Raw genomic sequence first — 22,060 nt, forward strand, 5'->3', positions numbered from 1 at the left:
CTATTACCATGATGAAGCAGACTTGAGAGCCGTGATATTCTTTATTATTCAACTTGTAGTGTTGGTGATTTTTCTTCATTTAGCCACATGTTTTCACGCCAATCAGAAACAATATTAATCAAATCATTGAAGTCCCACAATTCAGATAAAAGGCTTAACCCTTCGAAAACTGGTGAACATGAGCCAACTATATGAGAGTATATTTCATTTTGCTCATCATATATTTCCTTGTATGCAATTTTTAAGTCATTTAATGGTTTAATTGTATTAGAACGTAATTTTGATGGCGAATCCCGATGCTTGTAATAATTGGCTATCGCTATAATTAATTCAATCCTTGTAGTTTGAGAATTGTTTACTTTTTTGTCAATAGAATATTTATCTGACAGTTTCAATAAATCCGGATATAAATCCGATATACTACTATTGATGTAGTTTTGAAGTACAATAAATACTGTTCCCACTAAATGCTCTGTATCATCAGCATAAATACTATCCCAATAAATGTAACCATCCTTCGAGCAAATCTCCTTTATATTGTCTAATTTGACTTGTAATGGTGAAATAATATCTTTTGTTACCCTAATTCTCAAATCTCTTCGTAAATAATGTCCTTTCATATAATTAGATTAAAATTATTCTACAACCTAATGCATTGTTTTCTAATTCTATTTTCTTATCCGCCCCAAACCCCTAAAGGGGCTTTAAGTTACTTTCGACTCCTAAAAAAGGTACGCACAACCAGTATAAATCTCGCAAACCACTCTTTAAGTCCCCTTCAGGGGATTTAGGGGCGGATAATACAGTTTGTCTGAGAGATTCACTGGATAGCTATTTCAACATTTCAACCGCCCCAAACCCCTAAAGGGGCTTGAAGCTACTTTCGACTCCTAAAAAGCGGTACGCATAACGAGTATAAATCCCGCATACCACTCTTTAAGTCCCCTTTAGGAGATTTAGGGGCGGTTAGGAAATAAAGAAACATCTAATTTTCACCTACAAATATAATTAATTCTTCTTACAATTAACTGAAACTACTCGCGTACTACAGAAATAGATTATTTCCGTACCTTTGTACCATCACAAACAAATCAGTATTCTGTCGGCATAAAAGCGACAAACCGCTCGAAGCGGTTGTTCGCTTTTGAACCAAAAGCCTACAGAAGTGTTTTTTACAGAAAACTTTATGCAAACCAAAATATATCAACTCACCGATTTTCTTCCTACTACCAAAAAAGAACTGGAACTTCGCGGTTGGAACGAAGTAGACGTGATCCTTTTCAGTGGCGATGCGTATATCGACCATCCTGCTTTCGGGGCGGCTGTTATCGGGCGCTTACTCGAAGCACAGGGACTACAGGTGGCCATTGTGCCTCAGCCTAACTGGCGCGACGACCTGCGCGATTTCAAAAAGATGGGGCGTCCACGCATGTTTTTTGCCATTTCAGCGGGCAATATGGATTCCATGGTAAACCATTACACGGCCAACAAACGCCTGCGGTCTGACGACGCGTACACCCCTGATGGAAAATCGGGTATGCGTCCTGATTATTGCACCATTACCTATGCCACTATTATCAAAAAATTATATCCGGAAGTGCCCCTTGTCATCGGTGGAATCGAAGCTTCGCTGCGCCGCTACACACATTACGATTATTGGTCGGATAAACTTATGCCAAGCATTTTGGTCGATTCCAAGGCAGATTTGCTCATTTATGGGATGGGAGAGAAGCCTATAGTGGAACTGATAAAACAGATTCGCGAAGGTAAAACCTTCAAAGAGATGACAAACATACCACAAACCTCGTTTTTATCGAAGGAAATTCCGGCTCATCCGAAATGGAAAAACCTGGAACTGGTTTCGCACGAGGTTTGCCTGAAAGATAAAAAGTTATATGCTTCCAACTTCAAGCATATCGAAAAAGAATCGAATAAATACGAGGCCAACCGGTTGTTGCAAAAAACGGGCAACCGCTGGGTGATAGTCAACCCACCCTACGAACCGCTGAAAGAGGCCGAACTGGATGCTTCGTACGATTTGCCCTACACACGCGTGCCGCACCCCAAATACAAGGGCAAGACCATTCCGGCCTACGAAATGATTAAGTTCTCGGTAAACATGCATCGCGGATGCTTTGGCGGCTGCTCGTTTTGTACCATTTCGGCTCATCAGGGCAAGCATATTGTGTCGCGTTCCAAAGAATCGATACTGAATGAGGTGAAAAAGATTACCGCTATGCCCGATTTCAAGGGCTATCTGAGCGATTTGGGCGGTCCATCGGCCAATATGTACAAGATGAAAGGGAAGAACCTGTATATCTGCCGGCAATGTCAAAAACCGTCCTGCATTTTCCCGAAACCCTGCTTTAATCTGAATACCGATCATACACCTTTGCTGGATATTTACCGCTCGGTCGATCAGTTGCCGGGTATCAAAAAGTCATTTATCGGCAGCGGTGTGCGTTACGACATTTTGCTGACCGACCCTAAAAATGTGGAAGTAAACAAAAGCCACGAGGAATATATCCGCGAACTGATTACCAACCACGTTTCCGGACGGTTGAAGATTGCTCCCGAGCATACGTCGGACGCGGTGCTAAACCTGATGCGTAAACCCAGCTTTGCCTATTTTGGCGAGTTTAAAAAGAAATTTGAGCGAATCAACCGAGAGGCAGGACTAAATCAACAGCTGATTCCCTACTTTATCTCGAGTCACCCGGGTTGCCACAACGAAGATATGGCCGAACTGGCAGCGCTGACCAAAAGCTTCGATTTTAAGTTGGAACAGGTGCAGGATTTTACTCCTACACCCATGACACTGGCTACCGAAATTTATTATTCTGGCTATCATCCTTACACATTGGAACCGATTTTTACCGCTAAAAGCAAAGATGAAAAGTTGGAGCAACGTAAATTCTTTTTCTGGTATAAGGGAGAATATAAGAATCAAATCATCAAAGATTTGAACCGAATGAAACGCCCGGATTTACTAAAGAAACTGTTTCAGAAATAAAATTCTCGAATTTTTTTTCAACTGCTGACAAGGACTTCGTCTGCTGTCAGAGTTGACAATTACAACCCTGTCAGCAGTCCGAAGGACTCTGGCAGAGGTTGAAAAGTTAGAGGTTGAAAATCTTACTGTTTCTCCGTCAAGTACTTCCAATACCGCTCGGGCAAATGTTGCCGCTGGAGTTTCAGGTTGATGCGCTCTTTGATGGTCATCGATTTGAAATAACCTTTCCACAAGTCCTGAAAGAGTTTTTCGTCTTCCGCCATCAATTTTTCATCCAGTTTACCTTCGGGGAAAAGATCCTTGCTGTCGAGTGTCATTTCGCTCACTGTTTTCAGGTCGTAATAATAGCCGTAATTGCGTCTAGTATCGTAGATAATCCATTTTTGGTCTGCAAATCGATCAGAAAAATGCTCCAGGGTCAGCGGTAGGCTGTTATGATCGGGCGACACAGGTGCAAAGAAAATGTCATCAGCTGCTTTTTGGAAACGTACCAGTTCTATCAACCTGCATCGCTCCTTATCCACTTTTTTTGCCAGATTTCGCACTTGCAACACATCGTCATCGGCAAAATTCAGCTCAATAGAATGCTTGCTGTCAAATGTTTTACGTATATAACGAAAAATCAGTTCGTCACTCCCCGGTAGTTCCGACAGCCACACATATCTGATCATATTGCAGCTGATAGGCATCAACTTTTTCCGCAAGCCTTGCCACACACGATCAGATTTTGCATTATCGGTGATAACAGTGTGACATTCGTCGGCAAACAAGGGCTCAACCTCTGCCTCGTCCAGTAATCGGTCGGGGAAAGTTCTGCGGTTGTAAGCATCGAACACAGCGGTGAGCAAACCTTCAAATGTTTTATCGTAGCGGAAAATGATCATAGAGTATTGAAAACCCCTAACCCCGTTCGACTGAGCTCACGCCGAAGCCTAAAGGGGGACAAGAGTGGATTGCGAGAATTATTTAAATTGAAACTAATCAATCAAATTAAGAAGAATATTACCAGACGAAACTAATATAATTCCCCTTTAGGGGTTAGGAGTTTCTTCAAACAATAACGACATTTGTTGCCTGTTATCTTTGCCTTTAGCAAACTTCTTCTCTGTAAGTATCCGTCTCACATATTCGGGCGAGGTATCATTGACTTTTACTGAAGATAACTCGTTGCAGGTAATGAAATACTGCGCTTTTTTCAACGATACACCCATTTTTTTCAGCGAGTCGGAGGTTATCCTACCGTATCGGCGCGTAACTATAATCATCTTAGCTGTTTTCACACCTATACCCGGAATACGAAGTATCTGTGTGTAATCGGCTTTGTTGATATCCACCGGAAAATGTTCAGGATGACGGAGTGCCCATGCCAGTTTCGGGTCAATCTCCAGGTCGAGGTTAGGAAATGCATCATCTACAATTTCATCCACTTTGAATTCATAAAACCGCATTAGCCAATCGGCCTGATACAAACGGTTCTCACGCACCAAAGGTGGTTTTACGAGCGCCGGCAAGCGGTTATCGTTGGTATTTATCGGAATATAGCCCGAATAATACACCCGCTTCAGACTTGGACGTTCGTACATCGAGGCAGATATATTGAGAATTTGCTTATCATTATCATCTGTAGCACCAATAATCATTTGCGTACTTTGTCCGGCAGGGGCAAAGCGTGGAGCAGAGCGATGTTTCTGCCTGTCTTCGGTACTTTCGAGCACACCTTGCTGAATATACAGCATCGGAGCAAAAACACTTTTATGGTCTTTCTCAGGCGCCAGCATTTTGAGATTTTGTTCAGTGGGTATTTCTATATTCACGCTCAGGCGATCAGCATACAGTCCGGCTTCGCGCACCAGTTGTTCACTGGCTCCCGGGATACTTTTCATGTGAATGTAGCCGTTGTAGCGATGTACTGTGCGTAATTGCTTTATCACACGCACCATGCGCTCCATGGTGTAATCGGGATTATTGATTACACCCGAACTCAAAAACAATCCTTCGATATAGTTCCTACGGTAAAACTCGATGGTCAGCTCCACCAATTCATCCACCGAAAAGGTAGCGCGACGAATATCATTGCTACGCCGGTTGATGCAATACGCACAATCGTAAATGCAATAATTGGTAAGCATGATTTTGAGTAATGACACACATCGACCGTCCTCAGTAAAACTATGACAGATTCCCCAACCGGATGTATTGCCAATGCCACCCGGAGTATTTTTCCGTGTGGTACCGCTGGAGGCGCACGAAACATCGTACTTCGCCGATTCAGCAAGGGTTTTGAGTTTTTCGAGAACTTCTTCTTTCATACAGTACAAAGTAACAAATTTTGCATCAGAAAAAATTCATGAAATAATTAAAAAAAAGCAATTGTTGATAAGTTATTCCCGAATCAAAAACATATACAAAACCAGCTTACGAGTACGCATCGGAACAGTTATAAACAATTGCTATAATGCAAATTAGATTATGAAGTCTGTAGTTAGATATGAACCTGTTTAATCATTTGCAATGCAGCCCTAAGATCACTCACGGGAGCCTGACAAACGTGATTTCTACACACATAAATCAATGTCTCATCCGCACTCCATTTGCCTTTGAGAACGGGTAAATTACTTTCGAATTTAGTTCCGGAAAGAATTATATTGTGCAAATAATGAGTATTCAATTCTTTTCTTAATAAATCGCTATTTTTACCCACAACCGACACCTCATAAGGAGCAGAGGCAAACCAACCCATCAAAATATCCCAGTTAGCATAGTAAATTCCACCCTGTAAAGCATTTTGACGAACATTATTGAGCATTTTTTCGGACATAGTGATATACTGATCATTATAGAAATAATGCCCTAAAACAAACAGATTTTTCCCCATTTCTGAATTTGAAGAAGGGATTACATTGTCCGAAATTTCCATTTTACGGGCTATCAGAGCGGGTTCGGTATCCGAAGTGTAATAAAACATGCCGCTCTCCGGATCATAAAAATGTGAGACGGTATATTCCGTTAACTCGCTTGCTTCAACCAACCATTGTTCATCAAAAGTATTCTGATATAAGGATATAAATGCCTGTATTATGAATGCATAATCGTCAAGAAACGCAGGAATGGAGGCTTTTCCGTTTTTATAATTTCTGAACAAACCATTGTCTGCCGATTTCATATAGCGCAAAATAAAATTTGCATTCCGTAAAGCTGCTTGCAGGTATTCAGCCTTAGCGGTAACCCGATAAGCATCACAATATCCTTTCAACATAAGAGCATTCCACGAAGTCAGTATTTTATCGTCAAGCATGGGTTTCTGCCTTTTTGCCCGTACAGTTTGCAATAGTTCTCTGGCTTGAGCTATACTTTCTGAGAGTTCCACAGTGCTAAGATTATGCTTTCGCGCTATTTCTTCATCATTTCCCTTGCGGTAGAGAATATTCTGCGATTCTTCCCAGTTACCTGCTGCCGTCACCTGAAAATAATCCATTATCAATCCCGCATTTTTGCCCAGTATAGTTTGTAGCTCATCAAAAGTCCAAACATAGAATTTTCCTTCAACTCCCTCACTATCTGCATCCAGTGAAGAATAAAATCCACCATCCGGTGAGGTTAACTCACTGCTTACAAACTCCAGCGTTTCGTGCAGGACTTTTTCATAATGCGGATTACGATTGTACTGAAAAGCCGATGCATAAACACTTACCAGCAGAGCATTGTCGTAGAGCATCTTTTCGAAATGCGGAATTTTCCAGGCTTCGTCAGTAGCATAGCGTGCGAATCCACCTCCAATCTGATCATAAATACCTCCAAAAGCCATTCTATCTAAAGTGGTGGTCAAAGCTTTCAGGGCATCATTGTTGCCCGATAAATGATGAAAATGAAGTAAAAACTGTAGGCTCGATGGCATAGGAAACTTAGGTGCTGTGCCATATCCGCCGTTTACCGTATCGATGCCGGCCTGAATGTGATAAAAAATATCTTCCTGGTCGTTAACAGTGGCTTCCAATCCCGGCAAATCCGCACGATAAATCATTTCATTGTTTTGAACACCCTCGGTGAGCGCCCGAGCCTGATTTTCAGTTTTATCAGGATGAAGCTGAATAAAACCGGATACCTGATTAAGCATATCCAACCATTGCGCTTTGGGAAAATATGTTCCGCCGTAAATCGGTCTGCCATCGGGCAACGCCACACAATTTAACGGCCAGCCTCCCCGTTCGGTCAGCAATTGTACCGCAGTCATGTAAATCTGATCAATATCCGGTCGTTCTTCCCTGTCAACTTTAATAGCCACAAAGTGCTCGTTCATATAACGGGCTACTTCTTCATCCTCAAAGCATTCACGCTCCATAACGTGGCACCAGTGACAGGCAGCGTAGCCTATGCTTATCAGTAAGTTTTTATTCTCTTTTTTCGCTTTATTCAACGCCTCCTGACTCCATGGATACCAGTCAACAGGATTATGAGCATGCTGAAGCAGGTAGGGGCTGCTTTCATGAATCAGGTGGTTAGTGTATTTATGTTCGGATGTACTCATAGTTTTTGCTTTGTTTATTGGGCTGTATTCCTGTTGGTAACAGTTCAACCGGCAGTTTAAAACTATATAACACCGTGAAGCTGGATGTGTTTGTAAGAATCAAAAAGAATAGGAGGGAAGGGAGCAAAAAAAAAGACCATCTGCAGGAGATGGTCTTGGTAAACAATATTGTTTATTCTTATTTTAGTTCGGTCTGAACAGCTGTTTTGTAGTCGCTGCTGTAGCCGGTATGAGCAGTAAATATATATTCAGCTTTAGGAAGCCTTTTTATTTTGTCGAAAGAGGCTATAGCCGATTTCATGTCTTTTGTATAGCCTTCATTGGGTTTAGCTACTTTTCCGTTCACCAAACTAAATGCGTCACCTACAAACAGATATTTATCATTGACTAAATAAGAAATTGAACCGGGTGTATGTCCGGGAGTTTGAATGGCTTTAACGCTCAGGCTCTTTATCCGCACTACCTGCTGATCGTTCAATAAAACATACTTGTTCTTGTATTCGGTCTTATTGAGGGTCAGATACTGAGGCTTTTCGGTTGCCACTGTCGGTAATTCGGTATTGGACAGGTAAATGGTTGCATTTTTAAATAAAGCCACAGCCGCCACATGATCGGGATGCGAATGTGTGAGGAACATCGCAGTTACTTTGTCAGGATTTATTTTCAATTTCTCAAGTTCCTGAGTTATATATCCAACATTGGTTCCGGCATCCACAACGATATAACCATCACCATCCTGTAGGATAAACAGGTTTACAAACGAGTCTTTTATTGAATAAATTCCCTTTACGATTTCTTTCGTTTCAGTTGGTTCCATTTTGGATGTTTGAGCCTGTAGTTTCATTACTGATATGGATGCAAGCAACAATACAACAGTCGTAACTTTGATTGTTTGCCAATTGATTCTTAGTTTTCTATTCATAACTTCAAATTTTTAAATTATTATTATCAGGTTATTAATCTTAGTTATAAGGTCAGCAATTATCTTTTTTGTCGATAATATACTCCGGCCTGTCTTTGACTTCGTCGAAAAGAATTCCGATATATTGACCCAGTACTCCAACCGTAAGAAGCTGTACACCACCGAAGAACGTTATCAGAATAATCAACGAACTCCATCCGGAAAGTGCATGCGTGTAACCTACTATTTTGCCCACGAGGGTGTAAGCCGCATAAACTATTCCTATCAGTACGGTGATAAAACCCATTCCGGTAGCTAGTTTCAACGGTTTTTTAGAGAAATACAGCATAGCAGTCGATGCAAACTGAATCATCTTGCTGAGCGGATACTTGGTTTCACCGGCAAAACGGGCTTGTCGCTGGTAGAGAAACGGAACCTGCTTAAAACCAATCCAACTGATTATTCCGCGAATGTATTTACCTTTTTCACGAAACTTCTTGAATTCATCCATTACCTGTCGGTCTATTAATCGAAAGTCTCCCGTATCAAGTGGAAAATTCACTTCTGACAAGTAGTTCATCGAACGGTAAAACAAGCGAGCAGACAGTTTTTTGAATATACTTTCACCTTTTCTTTCGTCTCTGACACAATACACTACGTTAGCTTGCTCCCTGGATTGCGTTTCCAGCAAGTCCGGTATAAGTTCTGGTGGATCTTGCAAGTCGGCATCAATAATCACCGCCAAATCGGATTCGCAACAGTGTATTCCGGCAGTTACAGCCGGTTGATGACCAAAATTGCGGGAGAAATGCAGCACTTTCACCTGTTTATCGGCGGTTGCAATGTCTGTCAGCATTTCAGCTGTGCGATCTTTGCTGCCATCGTTGATAAAAATTATTTCGGTTTTGTGCGTTTTTATACCTTCCAACACCTTTTTAAGTCGGCTATACGATTCGGTAATCACCGCTTCTTCGTTGTAGCAGGGTACAATAACTGAAAGTGTATTCATTATCTATTCTGATTTTTTGGTTCTAAAAGTTAGTTTATTATTGAAGAAATACTGTAGTAATGCAACAATAATTATTGATATTAGTTTGGAAATCATACTATCTAATTTCAGGAGGTCGATAAATAGTATCAGCAAACCTGTACTGACAGCCATACCGACAAGGGCTATGGCATAAAATGCCAGAAAACGTCTCAATTTCCTATCCGTGACATTGAACGTAAAATAGCTGTTCAGAATAAAATTATGTACTACCGCCAGCGACGAACTGGTTATGTTGGAAATTACATAGTTTATTCCAAGTTTTTTATTCATAACGTAAAATACTGCCATATCGACCAATAAGCCCAAACAGCCAACCAGCCCGTATTTAATAAAACGTGTTATTCCATGATTGGCATATTTCTTTAAAAATGTAGAAATCATTGAGTCGCTGTATTTGTGAATAGGTTATTGTCAGATAAATTTCAAATGCCAAAGATAGGAAAAAAGTTATTTCTTTCCACTCTTTAGCCAGGCCATAAACATTTTCACCTCGGTGTAATCCAGAAATACATTCAGCATTTCGTAGATAGAACCGGTTTCAGCGCCTTTGCGAATGAGTTCCGAGGCTTTCTCGCGTTTTTCGGCTGTAATAAAGTCATTTATATCCAGTTCGCCTGTGATAACGTATTTTTCCAAATGACCTACAATGGTGGTTTTATTTAAATTGCGGGTAAAAGCTATTTCGTCAATTGTTTTGCCGTCCTTGTACATTGCCAGAGACATACGCATAGTTTCACCCACCGGTTTTTTCTCTTTTTTCTCCTTCGTCTTTTCCTTTTCGTCCATTAGCGACGAAAGATTGTTTTCTTTACAGTAGGAGAGAATTACATCCAAAAAAGCCTTGCCATATTTCTCTACTTTGGCAGGTCCAAAGCCGTTTATCCGAAGTAAATCTTTTTCGTTTTGAGGCAGATAATCCGACATTTCATTTAGCGTCTGACTTCCGGCCACCAGGTAAATGGGTAAATCATTCGGTTCACAAATATGATTGCGAAGTAGCATTAACTTTCGGTATAACTCCGGTTGTCGCGTAGTGAGCTTTTGTTTTGAACTGGTTTTAGCATAGGTATTTACGCTAAATTCAGGCAAAATAAATGTATTCTTCAGTGTAAAATAATCTTCTACCGTAAACCGCATCTTCAAACCTTTCTGTAAATAGCTTTTTTGAGCGATATTGGAGAAAACCATCTGAATCCCATCATTGTAATCGGCAGCATGCAGCTTGCTGTCTGTAACCGCAGGCGATTGACGCAGGGTTTCCTGCAGATTATTCATTTTCGGAATGAAAAAACCTATGGCAGCCGTAATGCGACTCTGCAAATGTTCTTCGTCCACCGGATATTGATCCATGATTGTCACCAGCTGGTTTTGAAACTTCAGAGCTACTTCCTGTAATCCTTGCGTCTGACGAAGCAAATCATTGAGGTAATCCATCGTTTCGTCATTAAATGAAGATTTGACCTCGGAAGTTTCGGCAATTAATCGCGAGATTTGCCCCAACGCATTTTTAAAATCAAAAAGCTGCATCAGGATAAAGTTCCGATACATATTTCTGGATGCATTAAGCTGTATTTCAAGATCTTCAACCGGCAGTTTATTCCGTTCGTGCTCTACTATCTGACGATCATTCTGTATGCTGTTCGGGTTTATCTTGCTGAGTAACACCATGCCTTCCAACGACCGACAACGACTGAGCGCCACGTATACCTGACCCGATGCAAAAGCAGCTCCGGCATCGATTACAGCTTTGTCAAATGTCAATCCCTGACTTTTGTGAATGGTGATAGCCCACGCCAGTCGGAGGGGATATTGGATAAATTTGCCCAGTTCATGTTCTTCTATTTGCTTGGTGACGGGATTGGTGCTGTAACGAATGTTTTCCCATACTGCTTTTTTCAGCTCAATGCTATCAACATCATCAGGGCATTTTATTTCAATAAAATCATCGCTCACGCTCTCTACCACTCCGATTTTTCCATTAAAAAAGCGTCGGGGTGTTTCCGTATCGTTCTTCAGAAACATCACTTTGGCACCAATCTTTAGTTCCAGCGCTTTTTCTGTAGGATAGCTTTTGTCCGGATATTCGCCTTCGATGGTGGCTTCGAGAGTATAGATTCTGCCTTTTATCTTGCTTAGTTCTTCGGCGTTTATCTGATCGGCTTTGTAATTGTGCGTAGTCAGCGTTATGTAAGTATCATCGGCAGGTGGTACAAACAACGGATTATAACGGCTCTGAAGTAACTTCAGACTGGTGTCGGTCAAGCAGTTGTTTCGAACCTCATTCAGTATTCTGATAAAATCGGCATTCGTCTGACGGAAAATTTTGTCAAGTTCGATGTAAACCGGTTGCTGCTGCATGATGGCCTGACTGTGGAAAAAATACGGACTAGAATAATACTGACTCAGCATGCGCCATTCATCGTCCGATGCAACGGGCGAAAGTTGAAACATATCGCCAATAAATATCACCTGAACACCTCCGAAAGGTTCATTATTGCGGTATCGCACATGGCGCAGTATGGTATCTACCGAATCGAGTACATCGGCCCGCACCATACTTATTTCATCGATAACTAGCAGTTCCAGCTCTTGCAACACCTTACGTCTGTTTCCCTGCATTTTCATCTTCTCTATCAGGTTTCGGCGTCCTTCGGGAGTAGGAATAAAAGGTGTGAAAGGCAGCTGAAAAAACGAGTGCATGGTAGTTCCACCCGCATTGATGGCGGCAACACCCGTGGGAGCCACTACCGCTATTTGTTTTTGAGTTTCTTTTTTCAGATTGTGCAGGAAGGTCGTTTTTCCGGTTCCGGCTTTCCCTGTCAGAAATATGGAACGATTGGTAAACAAAGCAAAATCATGAGCAAGTTGATAATAAGGAGAGGTATTTTCCATAGAGATATATTCAGGATCGTTTTACTTTTGCAAAAATAGATAAAACATATCAGAAATAATTCGTTTTCAAGATGGAATATTATCGTTTCCGGTTGTAATTTCGGAAACGAGAATATCTTATTCATCTAAATTATAAAGCTATAGATTGAGTGATATTAAAAAAGGAAAGCAATTGCTTTCCTTTTTTTATAAACTATTTATTTTGCCAGATTTTTGAAAACCGACCCGAAGATTAAATAACTGGTATTTCCGGCAATGGTGCCTTCATTTTCTCCCCACAAAAATGGCCAGTCGTCGTAGTTTTCGAAGTGGTCAGGATTTCTGAATAATACCCCCGGAGCTACATTGCCCGGAATAGCAGAGAAATCTGCCCGGTTGTTACCATAAAAAACGGCTTTAGGACGCGTAGCACCCACTGTTGCCACAAACGAATAGTTGTGGTACGGATGGCAACCAAACAACCAGTTGGATACTTTGTAGATATTGCTGCTATCTACAATATCAGGGAAATATTTGTTAGCAAAGCAAACGGTGGTTCCAAAGCTCAATAAAGCTCCATTGCCGGCCCAGTTGCCCAAACCGATAGGTACTCCGTAAGGATTTTGTTTTTCAAGTCCTTTGATGTATTCGTTGTACTTTACAACGTAGGGGAGTAGCTTTTCTTTGTAGGCTGCATCCATGTGTGGAATAGCATCCAATGCAGTGAGCAGACCGAACGTTACGCCACGATCAAGCGCAGGCCATAAAAGTTCCTGAAATTTATCAATGTATTGTTTCTCACCGGTTGCAATATACAGCTGAAGATTGGTGGCAACATCCGCCGATCCGAAACCTCCTCTGCGCGTAGTATTGTTCGGCTGTTTGGCTAATAATTCAGTCGCTTCTTTTTGCAATCTTTTCGACTGCTCCAACGCTCTTACCGACAAATCGTCGTTATACCCTTTCAAAGCACGACTTGCCGCGGCAAACATCGTTGCAGCCTGAAGATCGAGCTGTGGATTCCGGCTTGTAAATGCCCACATATCATCCTTCACACCACTCGAGCGACCGTCCTTGGCTATTTCGTAAGGACCAAGGTTCGGATTATAAGGAAGGTTGTCTGTTAATGAAGCTGCATCGCCCAAATGATGGTAGTTATCAAGTACAGAATTAGAAAGCGTTTGTGCCATGTGCCCAATTTTTTCTGCCTGAGCAACCAAGTTCAATGTTCCGTGCTCAATAAACTGCAACACGTCAGGCGTTCCATCCGGACGATGAAGATCGACATAACGGTGTTGCTCATCTACGAAAGTCTCATCGCGCATGGGTTTGAAATATTCCCATGTTTGTACAAAATTTTCCACAACGCTAATGTTCGATCCTGTTTCGATATCAAAATCGCCTGCATCGAAAAAGCCGCCTACGTTTAATCCGGGAATCAGTTCCAGCGCTTTATACTTGGTGTCGGTAGTAGGACCCTGAGAGTGAAGGTCGAAGTGATCGGTGTTAGGCGGAGCCTGCAGATAACCATCCTTAAAAGGTTCGCCATGCCATACCCTGTAACCTTCTTTTACATACATATGATCCATGTGTATCGGAATCCACACATCGCTGGTAGCATCGGTTATCCAGTTATAAACACTGTTGTCAATTAAGAAATTATTGGTTTTAGTGTTGCCATACTGAATATAGTAGATGCCCGGAGTCTTTACGGACGAAAAATCGAACTTCACATAGTGGTATTTATAATAGTTACCCCACGATACCACATTGCCGCTAAACACCTCAGAAGCAGTTCCTTTTTCGTCTATTTTATACAACGATGCCTTTGCAAGCGGTTTATCGTTCTTATCGAGTTCGATAACCGATACTTTGGGTTGCGCTGGAATGTAACCCACCTGCGATAAACCAATATTCGGTTCGCGTATCCAACCCTTGATGGCATTAGGTTCAACGATCCAACTCAAAACCTTACCGGTCTTACCTGCCGGAAGTAAACTACGAACTACATACCATCCGTTTTGCGCCAGCATGCGGCCGTCGAAAAGCATAAGATCAGCATCCGACGAAGTGATTTTCACCAAACGACCGGGTTCATCGGGAGCCAGCAGTAAAGTATGACCTGTTTCCAGCGGAAGCGGATCGACAAATTTGCCGGTACCTCTGTCATCGGCAGTTACATACCCTTTGTATTGCTTAATTTTCTCACTGTTAGGCTTTGTTGTAGTGTTACTTACCGCATAACGGGGAAAACGATTGAAGCGTCCATCCATTAAATAAGTCTTAGCCCAGTATTGCGAGGGTAGAAATTCCAGATTAAATCCGGCTTTACCTTCGAGAGATTTCGGAACCGGTTTATCAAGGTAAACTGCGATTTCTACAGCTTTACCTTTGGCAGTAACCACTACGCGCGAATCAAAGTCGAAATCTTTGTACCGTAGCGAAACCTCTATAGAGTTAGCGGCTTTGTCAACCTTACGGTTGGATACGGCCGGGACCAAGTCCCACTGCTCGGGAGTGTTGGAAAGCCTTATTGCACCGCCTTGTGCTGTTCTTACACCGTGGTGGATCAATTCGATGCCGGCATTCTTCTCATCGTTAAAGCCTCCACTAAAAATGTTGCTGTATGCTAAAACATTGACTCCTTGTGTCTCGAAATAGTCGAGATCATTGAGTTTCAATTCCTGACCCGAAACAGAGTTGAATACAGGCAGTAGTAGCATAGCAGCTGATAAAAATGTTGATTTTCTCATGCTGATAAAAGATTAATATATGTATTGTGTGATTTTAGATTCAGCTTCCGGTGTAGTTCCGCTTACCGGAACTCAGAGCTAACCTTGACAGTCTGTAAAGCCCTGACAAATATAATCATTAATATCCATATATAATCTTTTGAACTAATCATGCATGCCCTAAACAGGAGAGATATTTTAATATCATCAGGGTTTTCATTTGAAAGTTGCGTAAATTGCTATTTTAACTGTAGTGGATTTAGTTGATTAATCCTACTTTATTAGGAGAGCATATAGATTTCATCCAACTTGACGCGGGGATTGACCTTGTCCGGTGAGCCGAAAAACAAGGAAGGGAAGCGTAAAAATACCCACTGTTTGACGACCGTAGGGAGGAGTTTGGGTATTTTAGCTTTCCGACCGTCAGTTTTTCGAGTAAAGCGGACAAAGTCTTGAACTTTTTTGCTTCGTTTTTTGGTTCAAGCTAAAAAATGAAGTGGGGTTTGGGGTAAAACCCCAATCAGAAAACTATGCTATTTTATAGATACAATGCGGATTTACTTAGTCTCAGCGTTTAACTTGTGGTAGTAAATATATGAAACTGCCAGTATTCCCAATATAATCAGGGGGAAAAAAGTCTGTCCGTTGATTCCGTCAACAGCTCCGTGGCTGATAGTGGCAAAGATAAAATCAAACGCAAACCCTGCATAAGCCCATTCTTTTACCCGTTTGGGAACCAGCGGAATAATCAGTGCCAGTACGCCCAGTACTTTACAAACCACCAATGCATTTCCGAAGTATTCGGGATATCCCAGATGTCTGATTCCTTCTTTTGCCAATTCCGATTGCCAGGTCAATGCCGGCATCAAACCTTCAAATAAAGCGATAAATATTGTCGCTGTCCAAAAAAATACTTTTTCTTTTTTCATATTCTATAGTTTTTAAGTAAATGATAATTATTGTTGGTATGTTTTTTTGTCACATAGTTCACATTAGTTTTAAATCGGAGATATAAGGACTAAGAACACATAGTACTATCCCGAATACGGGATAATTTCAGACTGAGCAAGAGTATCGTGAGATACTCTTACTATGTGACCTAAGTCTTTTTCTCTCAATTGATTTCTATGTGTTCTACTGTGATAAAATATATCATTAAATATTAGTAACTACTTAAATTGCCTGTTGTGATAGTATTTCATTTATAATTTTGCGTAATGAAGCGCTATTACGCCGTTATCAAACGTTCTGGTTTCTACCAGAGTCAACAGAACAGTTTCAGTTATATCCTTAAACAATGGTACACCCTGACCTAACAAAACAGGATTTACAAAAATCCAGAATTCATCAACCACACCCATTTTCAACAACGAGTTTGATGCCGATGGACTTCCAAAAATGATTATATTCTTTCCATCCTGCTGTTTTATTCTATTGATGTTTTCCGCGATATTTTCGCCGAAGACTCTTGTATTATGCAGTCCGGTTTCTTTAATTGTCCTTGACAAAACAATCTTTGACACATTATTATACCATTGGGAGTGTTCAATATCGTGTTTCGTGGCAGTTGGTTTATCAGCCGCAGTTGGCCAATAGCTCTCCATCATTTCGTAAGTTACACGTCCGTATAGAGCGGTGTCAGCCCGGTCGGTCATGGTGCCTACAAAGTCAAAAATAGCTTCATCCACTTTTATCCAGTTCATTTCTCCATTTAGTCCTGCCACAAAGCCATCAAGCGATGTATGCATAAAGAATATCAGCTTTCTCATTTCATAAATATATTATTTTGAAATGAAACAACTAAAAATTATTTTTTGTTCTGAATCCGGAATTGGGGAGGAGATAGGCAGGAGCAAAACTGCCGGAATGCACGTCAGTTAGCCCATGCCCATAGATACTCTGTTTGTGGATTTTTGCAAAAGCTTTGGTTCCTGCCCGCATTAATAGTAGATGTGTTGGCGGTTCTTATTTATTCTCGTATCGGCTCATAATAAAATACAGTTGCACCGGAGTCGAGTGTTTTTGTCTTAATGAGTTTCAACATGATTCTGTCTTTTATTTGGTCAAACAGTCTTAGGCCTTTCCCTTCAATGATAGGGTGTACACAAATTTGAAATTCGTCAATTAGATTACTGTTTAAGAGTTGAATAATCAAACTCCGACTTCCTACCAAAATATCCTTTCCCGATTGCTGTTTGAGTTCAAAAACTTTATCGTTAAGTGGGCTATCTGAAAGTTTTGCACTATTCCAGTTTGTTTCCTTCAGTGTGTTGGAAAAAACAAGTTTTGGAATTCTGTCTATTAAAATTGCAAAGTCGTCCATTGATTTTTCACCAGAAGGATTTTCCAATACTGTTTTCCAGAACTGCATAAGTTCGTAAGTTGTCCGTCCATACAAAACAACTCCTGTATTATCAAGTAGGTCAGAATAATGTTGATGTAAATCTTCACTAGCTATGCCGGTTGTATGATCGCAAACACCGTCAAGTGTCATATTGAACGCTGCAATTACTTTTCTCATGCTGTAATTTTAGTTATCTGTCTCCAATAGCGTAAATACTCCATCTTCCGATGTTTGGCATAGCGTCCCGCTATGTCAAAGTTAGAAGGAAAGCTTTTGCTTTCCATATTACATTTTTGATATGCAAGGCAAGAGCCTTGCTTTTAGCACAACGAAATCTGGAGACTTCGCCAAACTCAATGCCGCCAAACTACGCCAAACAAGGGTAAGATGATCGTCTTCTCGTCAAGCTGTTTTTCTCTTTTTAATCTGTGAGATAAATCCAACTAAAATTATGATTCCGGAGGAAATAATGGATACGTTTATTTCTCCTTTTTTATAAATCAATAACGAACCAATAATCCAAAGAATTGCTGCTATAGAAAAAAGTATTAATGTTTTTCTTTTCATATTTGATATATTTTTAAGTTTTTAGTCGTAAATATATTTTTAGTCAATGCCGGAATGCACGTCAGCCAGCCAATGAACAAAGACGCGTGTTAGCGGCTGGACTTGATGTTTATAGTCGTTTCTATTGTTTTATAAGCTGTTCAATTAATGAATTCTTTTTATTTTAAAATTTGTCTGAACTAAATTCAGAAGTATCTTATAATTGTCTGAAAATGATTCATTATTTTCAAATGCATAATATGCCTTTAATAATTTGTAGTCAAATAGAATAAGATGATTTTTATAAAGATAGCAGCATTTAAAGTCTTTCCATTTGTATTTTATATCCTTATCATTATCGCTATATGACATTCCATCTTTATCAATTTCATAATTCGATTTAAAATCAATCGATTCATATTTCTCGCACAATGCTTGAGTTTTCATTTGAAACTCTTTTTTTATACGTTTTAAATTGAAATATACGACAATCACTAAGAAAACGAGAAGAGCGGATATAACAAAAAGAAAAGTACTGTTAATACCAATTCGATTAAAGAAAATACCAATTATTATAAACGTCAATGCTAAAATTAGTGTTCTGACATGTTCTTTTCTAATGAGTTTGGCGTTTATTTCCATTATTATTTCAGAACTTCTAATAAACGACTGTTTGTCAAATGGTTTGTTTAGTATTATAATTTTCTCATTTTCTATATGTTCCATTTCTATGTTCATGTGATTAGTCACTGTTTTTCTTTCTCAAATCAAGTTCTTAATGATAATTTCGTCTTTGTTTTATATTTCTATTTCCCAAATAAAGAGTGTTCAAAACTTCTATACCTTTTTTCTATGCTTGCCCCTAACTCCCGTTGGTAGTGACTGGTTACGGACTTGCCTGCAGAAGGCAGGAGCAAAACCACCAGAATCAACCTCGACTTTCAAAATTCTAATTAAGAGTATGTTAGCAGCAGTTTTTTTTATTTTATTCTGTCAAGAAATCGAGTGAATTTAAATAATTCAAATTCGTTATATTTCTCAGTTTCTTTATACGTTGAGTTGAAAATAATATTTCCTATCTTTTTTGCAATTTGAGTCTTTAATTTATTTTTTTCTGTATCAATATCAAATTTTTCTTTCAAAATGGTATTTATAGATTTATTCTTGGGAAGTTTAATGAGATCATCGAGTGAGTTGTCTTTTAAATAACCCAACTCTTGTAAAATGTGAAACAGAATTTCTATAGGAATGGATGATTCAAAGTCATATTTAAATTGAAAAATATTCTTTTTAGAAATAGTACCTTTATCTACGTAGTATTTAAATTTGTCATATCCTGAACCATCGCCATCCCCATCTTCATCTCCTTGAATATAAATAGAATATCCTTTTGTTTGATAATCTTCAATCAACATTTCAATTCTTTTTGGTAATTTATTCCCTTTTCCATTATAACTTTCAACTATAAACGTAAAGCTATTTGATAATATATCATCTCCTCCTAAATACTCAATAAATTTTAATTCACTTTTGCCTTCAACTAATAAAAGACTTTGTCCATTGTATAATTCCGAAAACATCTTGAAATCTTTTCCAAATTTATTTAAAACATCTCTAAGAGAAAGTATCTCAGTTAAAAGCGAAATTGAATACTTCCCCAAATATTCAAGTTTGTCATCGTTAATGAATAATCCATTAAGTTGCTCACTTAAATAAATGTACTTAAAAAAATAAAATGCACTGTCTACGTAATTTTGTTGCTTTTGTTTGTTTGCATTATTTAAAACATGAAAAGTTCTCAGTATGTAATTCTCTAATGCTTTTTTAGCTACTCCACACTGTATATCTTGTTTATAATAATTATCACCAAAATACGGAATTGCAAATTTGCAATAATCTCCCTTTCCGCATTTATGACATTCGTAATAAGGTATCCATCTTTTTGTGAATTCTCTTGCCAATTCAATGGGCGAGTATAACCCTTCAAATTTTATTTTTGATGATCCATTAATTTCAAATATTTCAATATTTTTAAATTCAATTAAATCCATCGCTTGTCATTTTTCTTAAACTGCCACTAACAATTTATATCGGCACATAGGTGACCTTATATAAACTTTAGTTTTTGTTTATTGTACAGTTAATTGTCTGTAATTTTGCATTATATAGTTTTGTGACTTTTTCTAACACTTCAATCGGCGAAACTGTATACCTGATATATTGTGCTTTATTTTTAAAAATCCAAAGATAAGAACTATTTTTATAATTAACAACAGGTAGTTCACTTTATTTTACTCAACGATCTGTAACAGATGGTGTAAGAGCTTTTATCAGGTGGTGCACGAGGTATTATCATATGGTGTAAGAGGTATTATCATATAGTGCACGAGGTATTATCAGGTGGTGTACGAGGTCTTATCATGTGGTGTAAGAGGTATTATCAGGTGGTGCACGAGGTCTTATCAGGTGGTGTGAGAGGTCTTATACGATGGTGTAATAGCTCTTGTACGGTACTGTCAGAGCTCTTATACGGTACTGTCAGAGGTCTTATACGGTGGGGTAATAGCTCTTGTACGGTACTCTCAGAGGTCTTATACGGTGGTGCAATAGCTCTTATACGGTGGTGTCAGAGGTCTTATACGATGGTGTAAAAGGTATTGTACGGTACTCTCAGAGGTCTTATACGGTAGTGCAATAGCTCTTATACGATGGTGTAAGAGCTATTGTCCGATGCTAGAAATCGGTTTCGGTTTGTTTCTTTATCAGTTCTTTGGTAGAGAGCATACCACAGGCTGCAAATATATCTTCGCCGCGCGACGCTCTGATGGTAACAGTAAGTCCTTTGGCTTTCAGTCGGTTTTGAAAGTCTACAATATCTTCGAGGGCTGTGCCTTCCAACGGTGTGTCGGGGATGGGATGGAAGCGGATAAGGTTGATGCGGCATTTTATACCGTTCAGCAGGCGTACCAGCTCGTTGGCATGGCGGGGCGTATCGTTTACTCCTTTAAACATAATGTATTCGAACGACACACGGCGTTGGCTACCCAGCTCCCAGCGACGTATATTGCTCACAACTTCGGTAATGGGATACACGCTTTGAATGGGCATAATGTCGCGGCGCTCGTCGTCGAACGGTGAGTGCAGGCTCACGGCCAGATGGGCTTTGCTGTTTTCCAGAAAAGTCATCATGGCGGGTATAATGCCTATGGTGGACACCGTTATGCGTTTCGGGCTCCAGTCGTAACCCCAGGGCGAAGTCATCACCTCTATGCTGTCCATCACCGCCTGTACATTGTCCAGCGGTTCGCCCATGCCCATATACACTATATTGGTGAGCTTATCGAACTCGGGCAACGATTGCATCTGGTTCAGAATTTCGCCCGTCGTCAGGTTGCCCTGAAAGCCCTGCTTGCCCGTCATGCAAAACAGGCAACCCATCTTGCATCCTATCTGGGTGGAGACACACAGCGTGGCACGGTCCTTATCGGGTATGTAGGCGGCTTCTATAAACTTCTGTGGGCGGGTTGGATAGAGGTACTTTTTGGTACCATCGGTTGAAGTCTGCACACTTACGGACGGCACCAGATGCAGACTGTATGCCTGTTGTAGTTTTTCGCGCGCCTGTTTGGACAGGTTGGTCATAGAGCCTATATCGGTTACACGCTTTTTGTACATCCAGTCGGCCAACTGCGATGCCGTAAAAGCCGGCAACCCCAACGCCAGCACTTCCGCTTTCAACTGCGGCAACGTAAGTCCGAATAGATTTTTAGGCAAATGAGTTTCCATATTTGTGTGAGTTAATTGAGTTTACTGTTTTTTTGTTATTGTTGTTGATATGCTTCGTCACATAGAATTCCCCAACTCCGAAGGAGTTAAATGTGCATAACCCCCAATGAAATTGGGGGCTGTAGACAACCTACTATCTCCAACCCCGAAGCGGGTTGAACGATACTATAGTTTGATATTATTGAACCCTTTCAGGGTTCTAGTAGTTTATGAGATTCTAATCCACCGGTTTTACCGGCGGCTATTCACATTGATTCCTTTCAGGAATCCGAGAATCAAATATGTATATCT

General features: G+C 40.1%; 17 protein-coding genes. 1 reads left to right on the forward strand and 16 read right to left on the reverse strand.

Translation table 11 applies throughout. The features are described 5' to 3' along the window. Positions 1-44: 44 nt before the first annotated feature. A complete protein-coding gene (locus PALPR_RS03050) occupies positions 45-620 on the reverse strand; it encodes a hypothetical protein (protein WP_013444144.1) in 576 nt (191 codons plus the stop codon). Between the two features lie 566 nt (positions 621-1,186). Between PALPR_RS03050 and PALPR_RS03055 the strand changes: the two genes are divergently transcribed. Then, positions 1,187-3,013: a YgiQ family radical SAM protein gene (locus tag PALPR_RS03055; RefSeq protein WP_013444145.1), complete on the forward strand. Its 1,827-nt coding sequence runs from the start codon at positions 1,187-1,189 to the stop codon at positions 3,011-3,013. Between the two features lie 122 nt (positions 3,014-3,135). Here the strand turns inward: PALPR_RS03055 and PALPR_RS03060 are convergent, their stop codons facing one another. From PALPR_RS03060 to rlmN, 15 genes are all read right to left on the reverse strand, one after another. Next, positions 3,136-3,897, reverse strand: a complete 762-nt coding sequence (locus PALPR_RS03060; RefSeq protein ID WP_013444146.1) for a TIGR03915 family putative DNA repair protein — start codon at positions 3,895-3,897, stop codon at positions 3,136-3,138. Positions 3,898-4,044: 147 nt separating this feature from the next. Further along, positions 4,045-5,322, reverse strand: a complete 1,278-nt coding sequence (locus tag PALPR_RS03065) for a putative DNA modification/repair radical SAM protein (RefSeq protein ID WP_013444147.1) — start codon at positions 5,320-5,322, stop codon at positions 4,045-4,047. Between the two features lie 173 nt (positions 5,323-5,495). Next, the gene (locus PALPR_RS03070) at positions 5,496-7,538 is read right to left on the reverse strand and encodes a thioredoxin domain-containing protein (protein WP_013444148.1); all 2,043 of its coding nucleotides are present in this window, start codon (positions 7,536-7,538) and stop codon (positions 5,496-5,498) included. 178 nt (positions 7,539-7,716) lie between these two features. Next, positions 7,717-8,460 carry an MBL fold metallo-hydrolase gene (locus PALPR_RS03075; RefSeq protein WP_013444149.1) on the reverse strand — a complete coding sequence of 248 codons (744 nt, stop codon included), beginning with the start codon at positions 8,458-8,460 and terminating at the stop codon, positions 7,717-7,719. Between the two features lie 52 nt (positions 8,461-8,512). After that, positions 8,513-9,448, reverse strand: a complete 936-nt coding sequence (locus PALPR_RS03080; RefSeq protein ID WP_013444150.1) for a glycosyltransferase family 2 protein — start codon at positions 9,446-9,448, stop codon at positions 8,513-8,515. Between the two features lie 3 nt (positions 9,449-9,451). Then, positions 9,452-9,871 carry a GtrA family protein gene (locus PALPR_RS03085; protein ID WP_013444151.1) on the reverse strand — a complete coding sequence of 140 codons (420 nt, stop codon included), beginning with the start codon at positions 9,869-9,871 and terminating at the stop codon, positions 9,452-9,454. Between the two features lie 66 nt (positions 9,872-9,937). Then, positions 9,938-12,382: a helix-turn-helix domain-containing protein gene (locus PALPR_RS03090; RefSeq protein ID WP_013444152.1), complete on the reverse strand. Its 2,445-nt coding sequence runs from the start codon at positions 12,380-12,382 to the stop codon at positions 9,938-9,940. 197 nt (positions 12,383-12,579) lie between these two features. Then, positions 12,580-15,114, reverse strand: coding sequence for a cellulase N-terminal Ig-like domain-containing protein (locus PALPR_RS03095; protein ID WP_013444153.1), 2,535 nt, complete (start codon positions 15,112-15,114; stop codon positions 12,580-12,582). A gap of 536 nt (positions 15,115-15,650) precedes the next feature. Next, on the reverse strand, positions 15,651-16,022 hold the full coding sequence (locus tag PALPR_RS03100; protein WP_013444154.1) for a DoxX family protein: 372 nt from the start codon (positions 16,020-16,022) through the stop codon (positions 15,651-15,653). Positions 16,023-16,295: 273 nt separating this feature from the next. Continuing rightward, entirely contained in the window at positions 16,296-16,862 is a 567-nt protein-coding gene (locus PALPR_RS03105; protein ID WP_013444155.1) for a dihydrofolate reductase family protein, read from the reverse strand. Positions 16,863-17,062: 200 nt separating this feature from the next. Further along, positions 17,063-17,614: a dihydrofolate reductase family protein gene (locus tag PALPR_RS03110; protein WP_013444156.1), complete on the reverse strand. Its 552-nt coding sequence runs from the start codon at positions 17,612-17,614 to the stop codon at positions 17,063-17,065. A 225-nt stretch (positions 17,615-17,839) separates the two neighbouring features. After that, entirely contained in the window at positions 17,840-18,004 is a 165-nt protein-coding gene (locus tag PALPR_RS15880; RefSeq protein ID WP_013444157.1) for a hypothetical protein, read from the reverse strand. Positions 18,005-18,148: 144 nt separating this feature from the next. Next, complete coding sequence (locus PALPR_RS03115; RefSeq protein WP_148226418.1) at positions 18,149-18,709, reverse strand: hypothetical protein; 561 nt, start codon at positions 18,707-18,709, stop codon at positions 18,149-18,151. Positions 18,710-18,963: 254 nt separating this feature from the next. Beyond that, positions 18,964-20,034: a hypothetical protein gene (locus tag PALPR_RS03120; RefSeq protein ID WP_013444159.1), complete on the reverse strand. Its 1,071-nt coding sequence runs from the start codon at positions 20,032-20,034 to the stop codon at positions 18,964-18,966. Positions 20,035-20,716: 682 nt separating this feature from the next. Further along, positions 20,717-21,769, reverse strand: coding sequence for a dual-specificity RNA methyltransferase RlmN (gene rlmN, locus PALPR_RS03125; protein ID WP_013444160.1), 1,053 nt, complete (start codon positions 21,767-21,769; stop codon positions 20,717-20,719). Positions 21,770-22,060: the final 291 nt, after the last annotated feature.

Source organism: Paludibacter propionicigenes WB4, from assembly GCF_000183135.1.
In the GTDB taxonomy this organism is placed as follows: Bacteria; Bacteroidota; Bacteroidia; order Bacteroidales; family Paludibacteraceae; genus Paludibacter; species Paludibacter propionicigenes.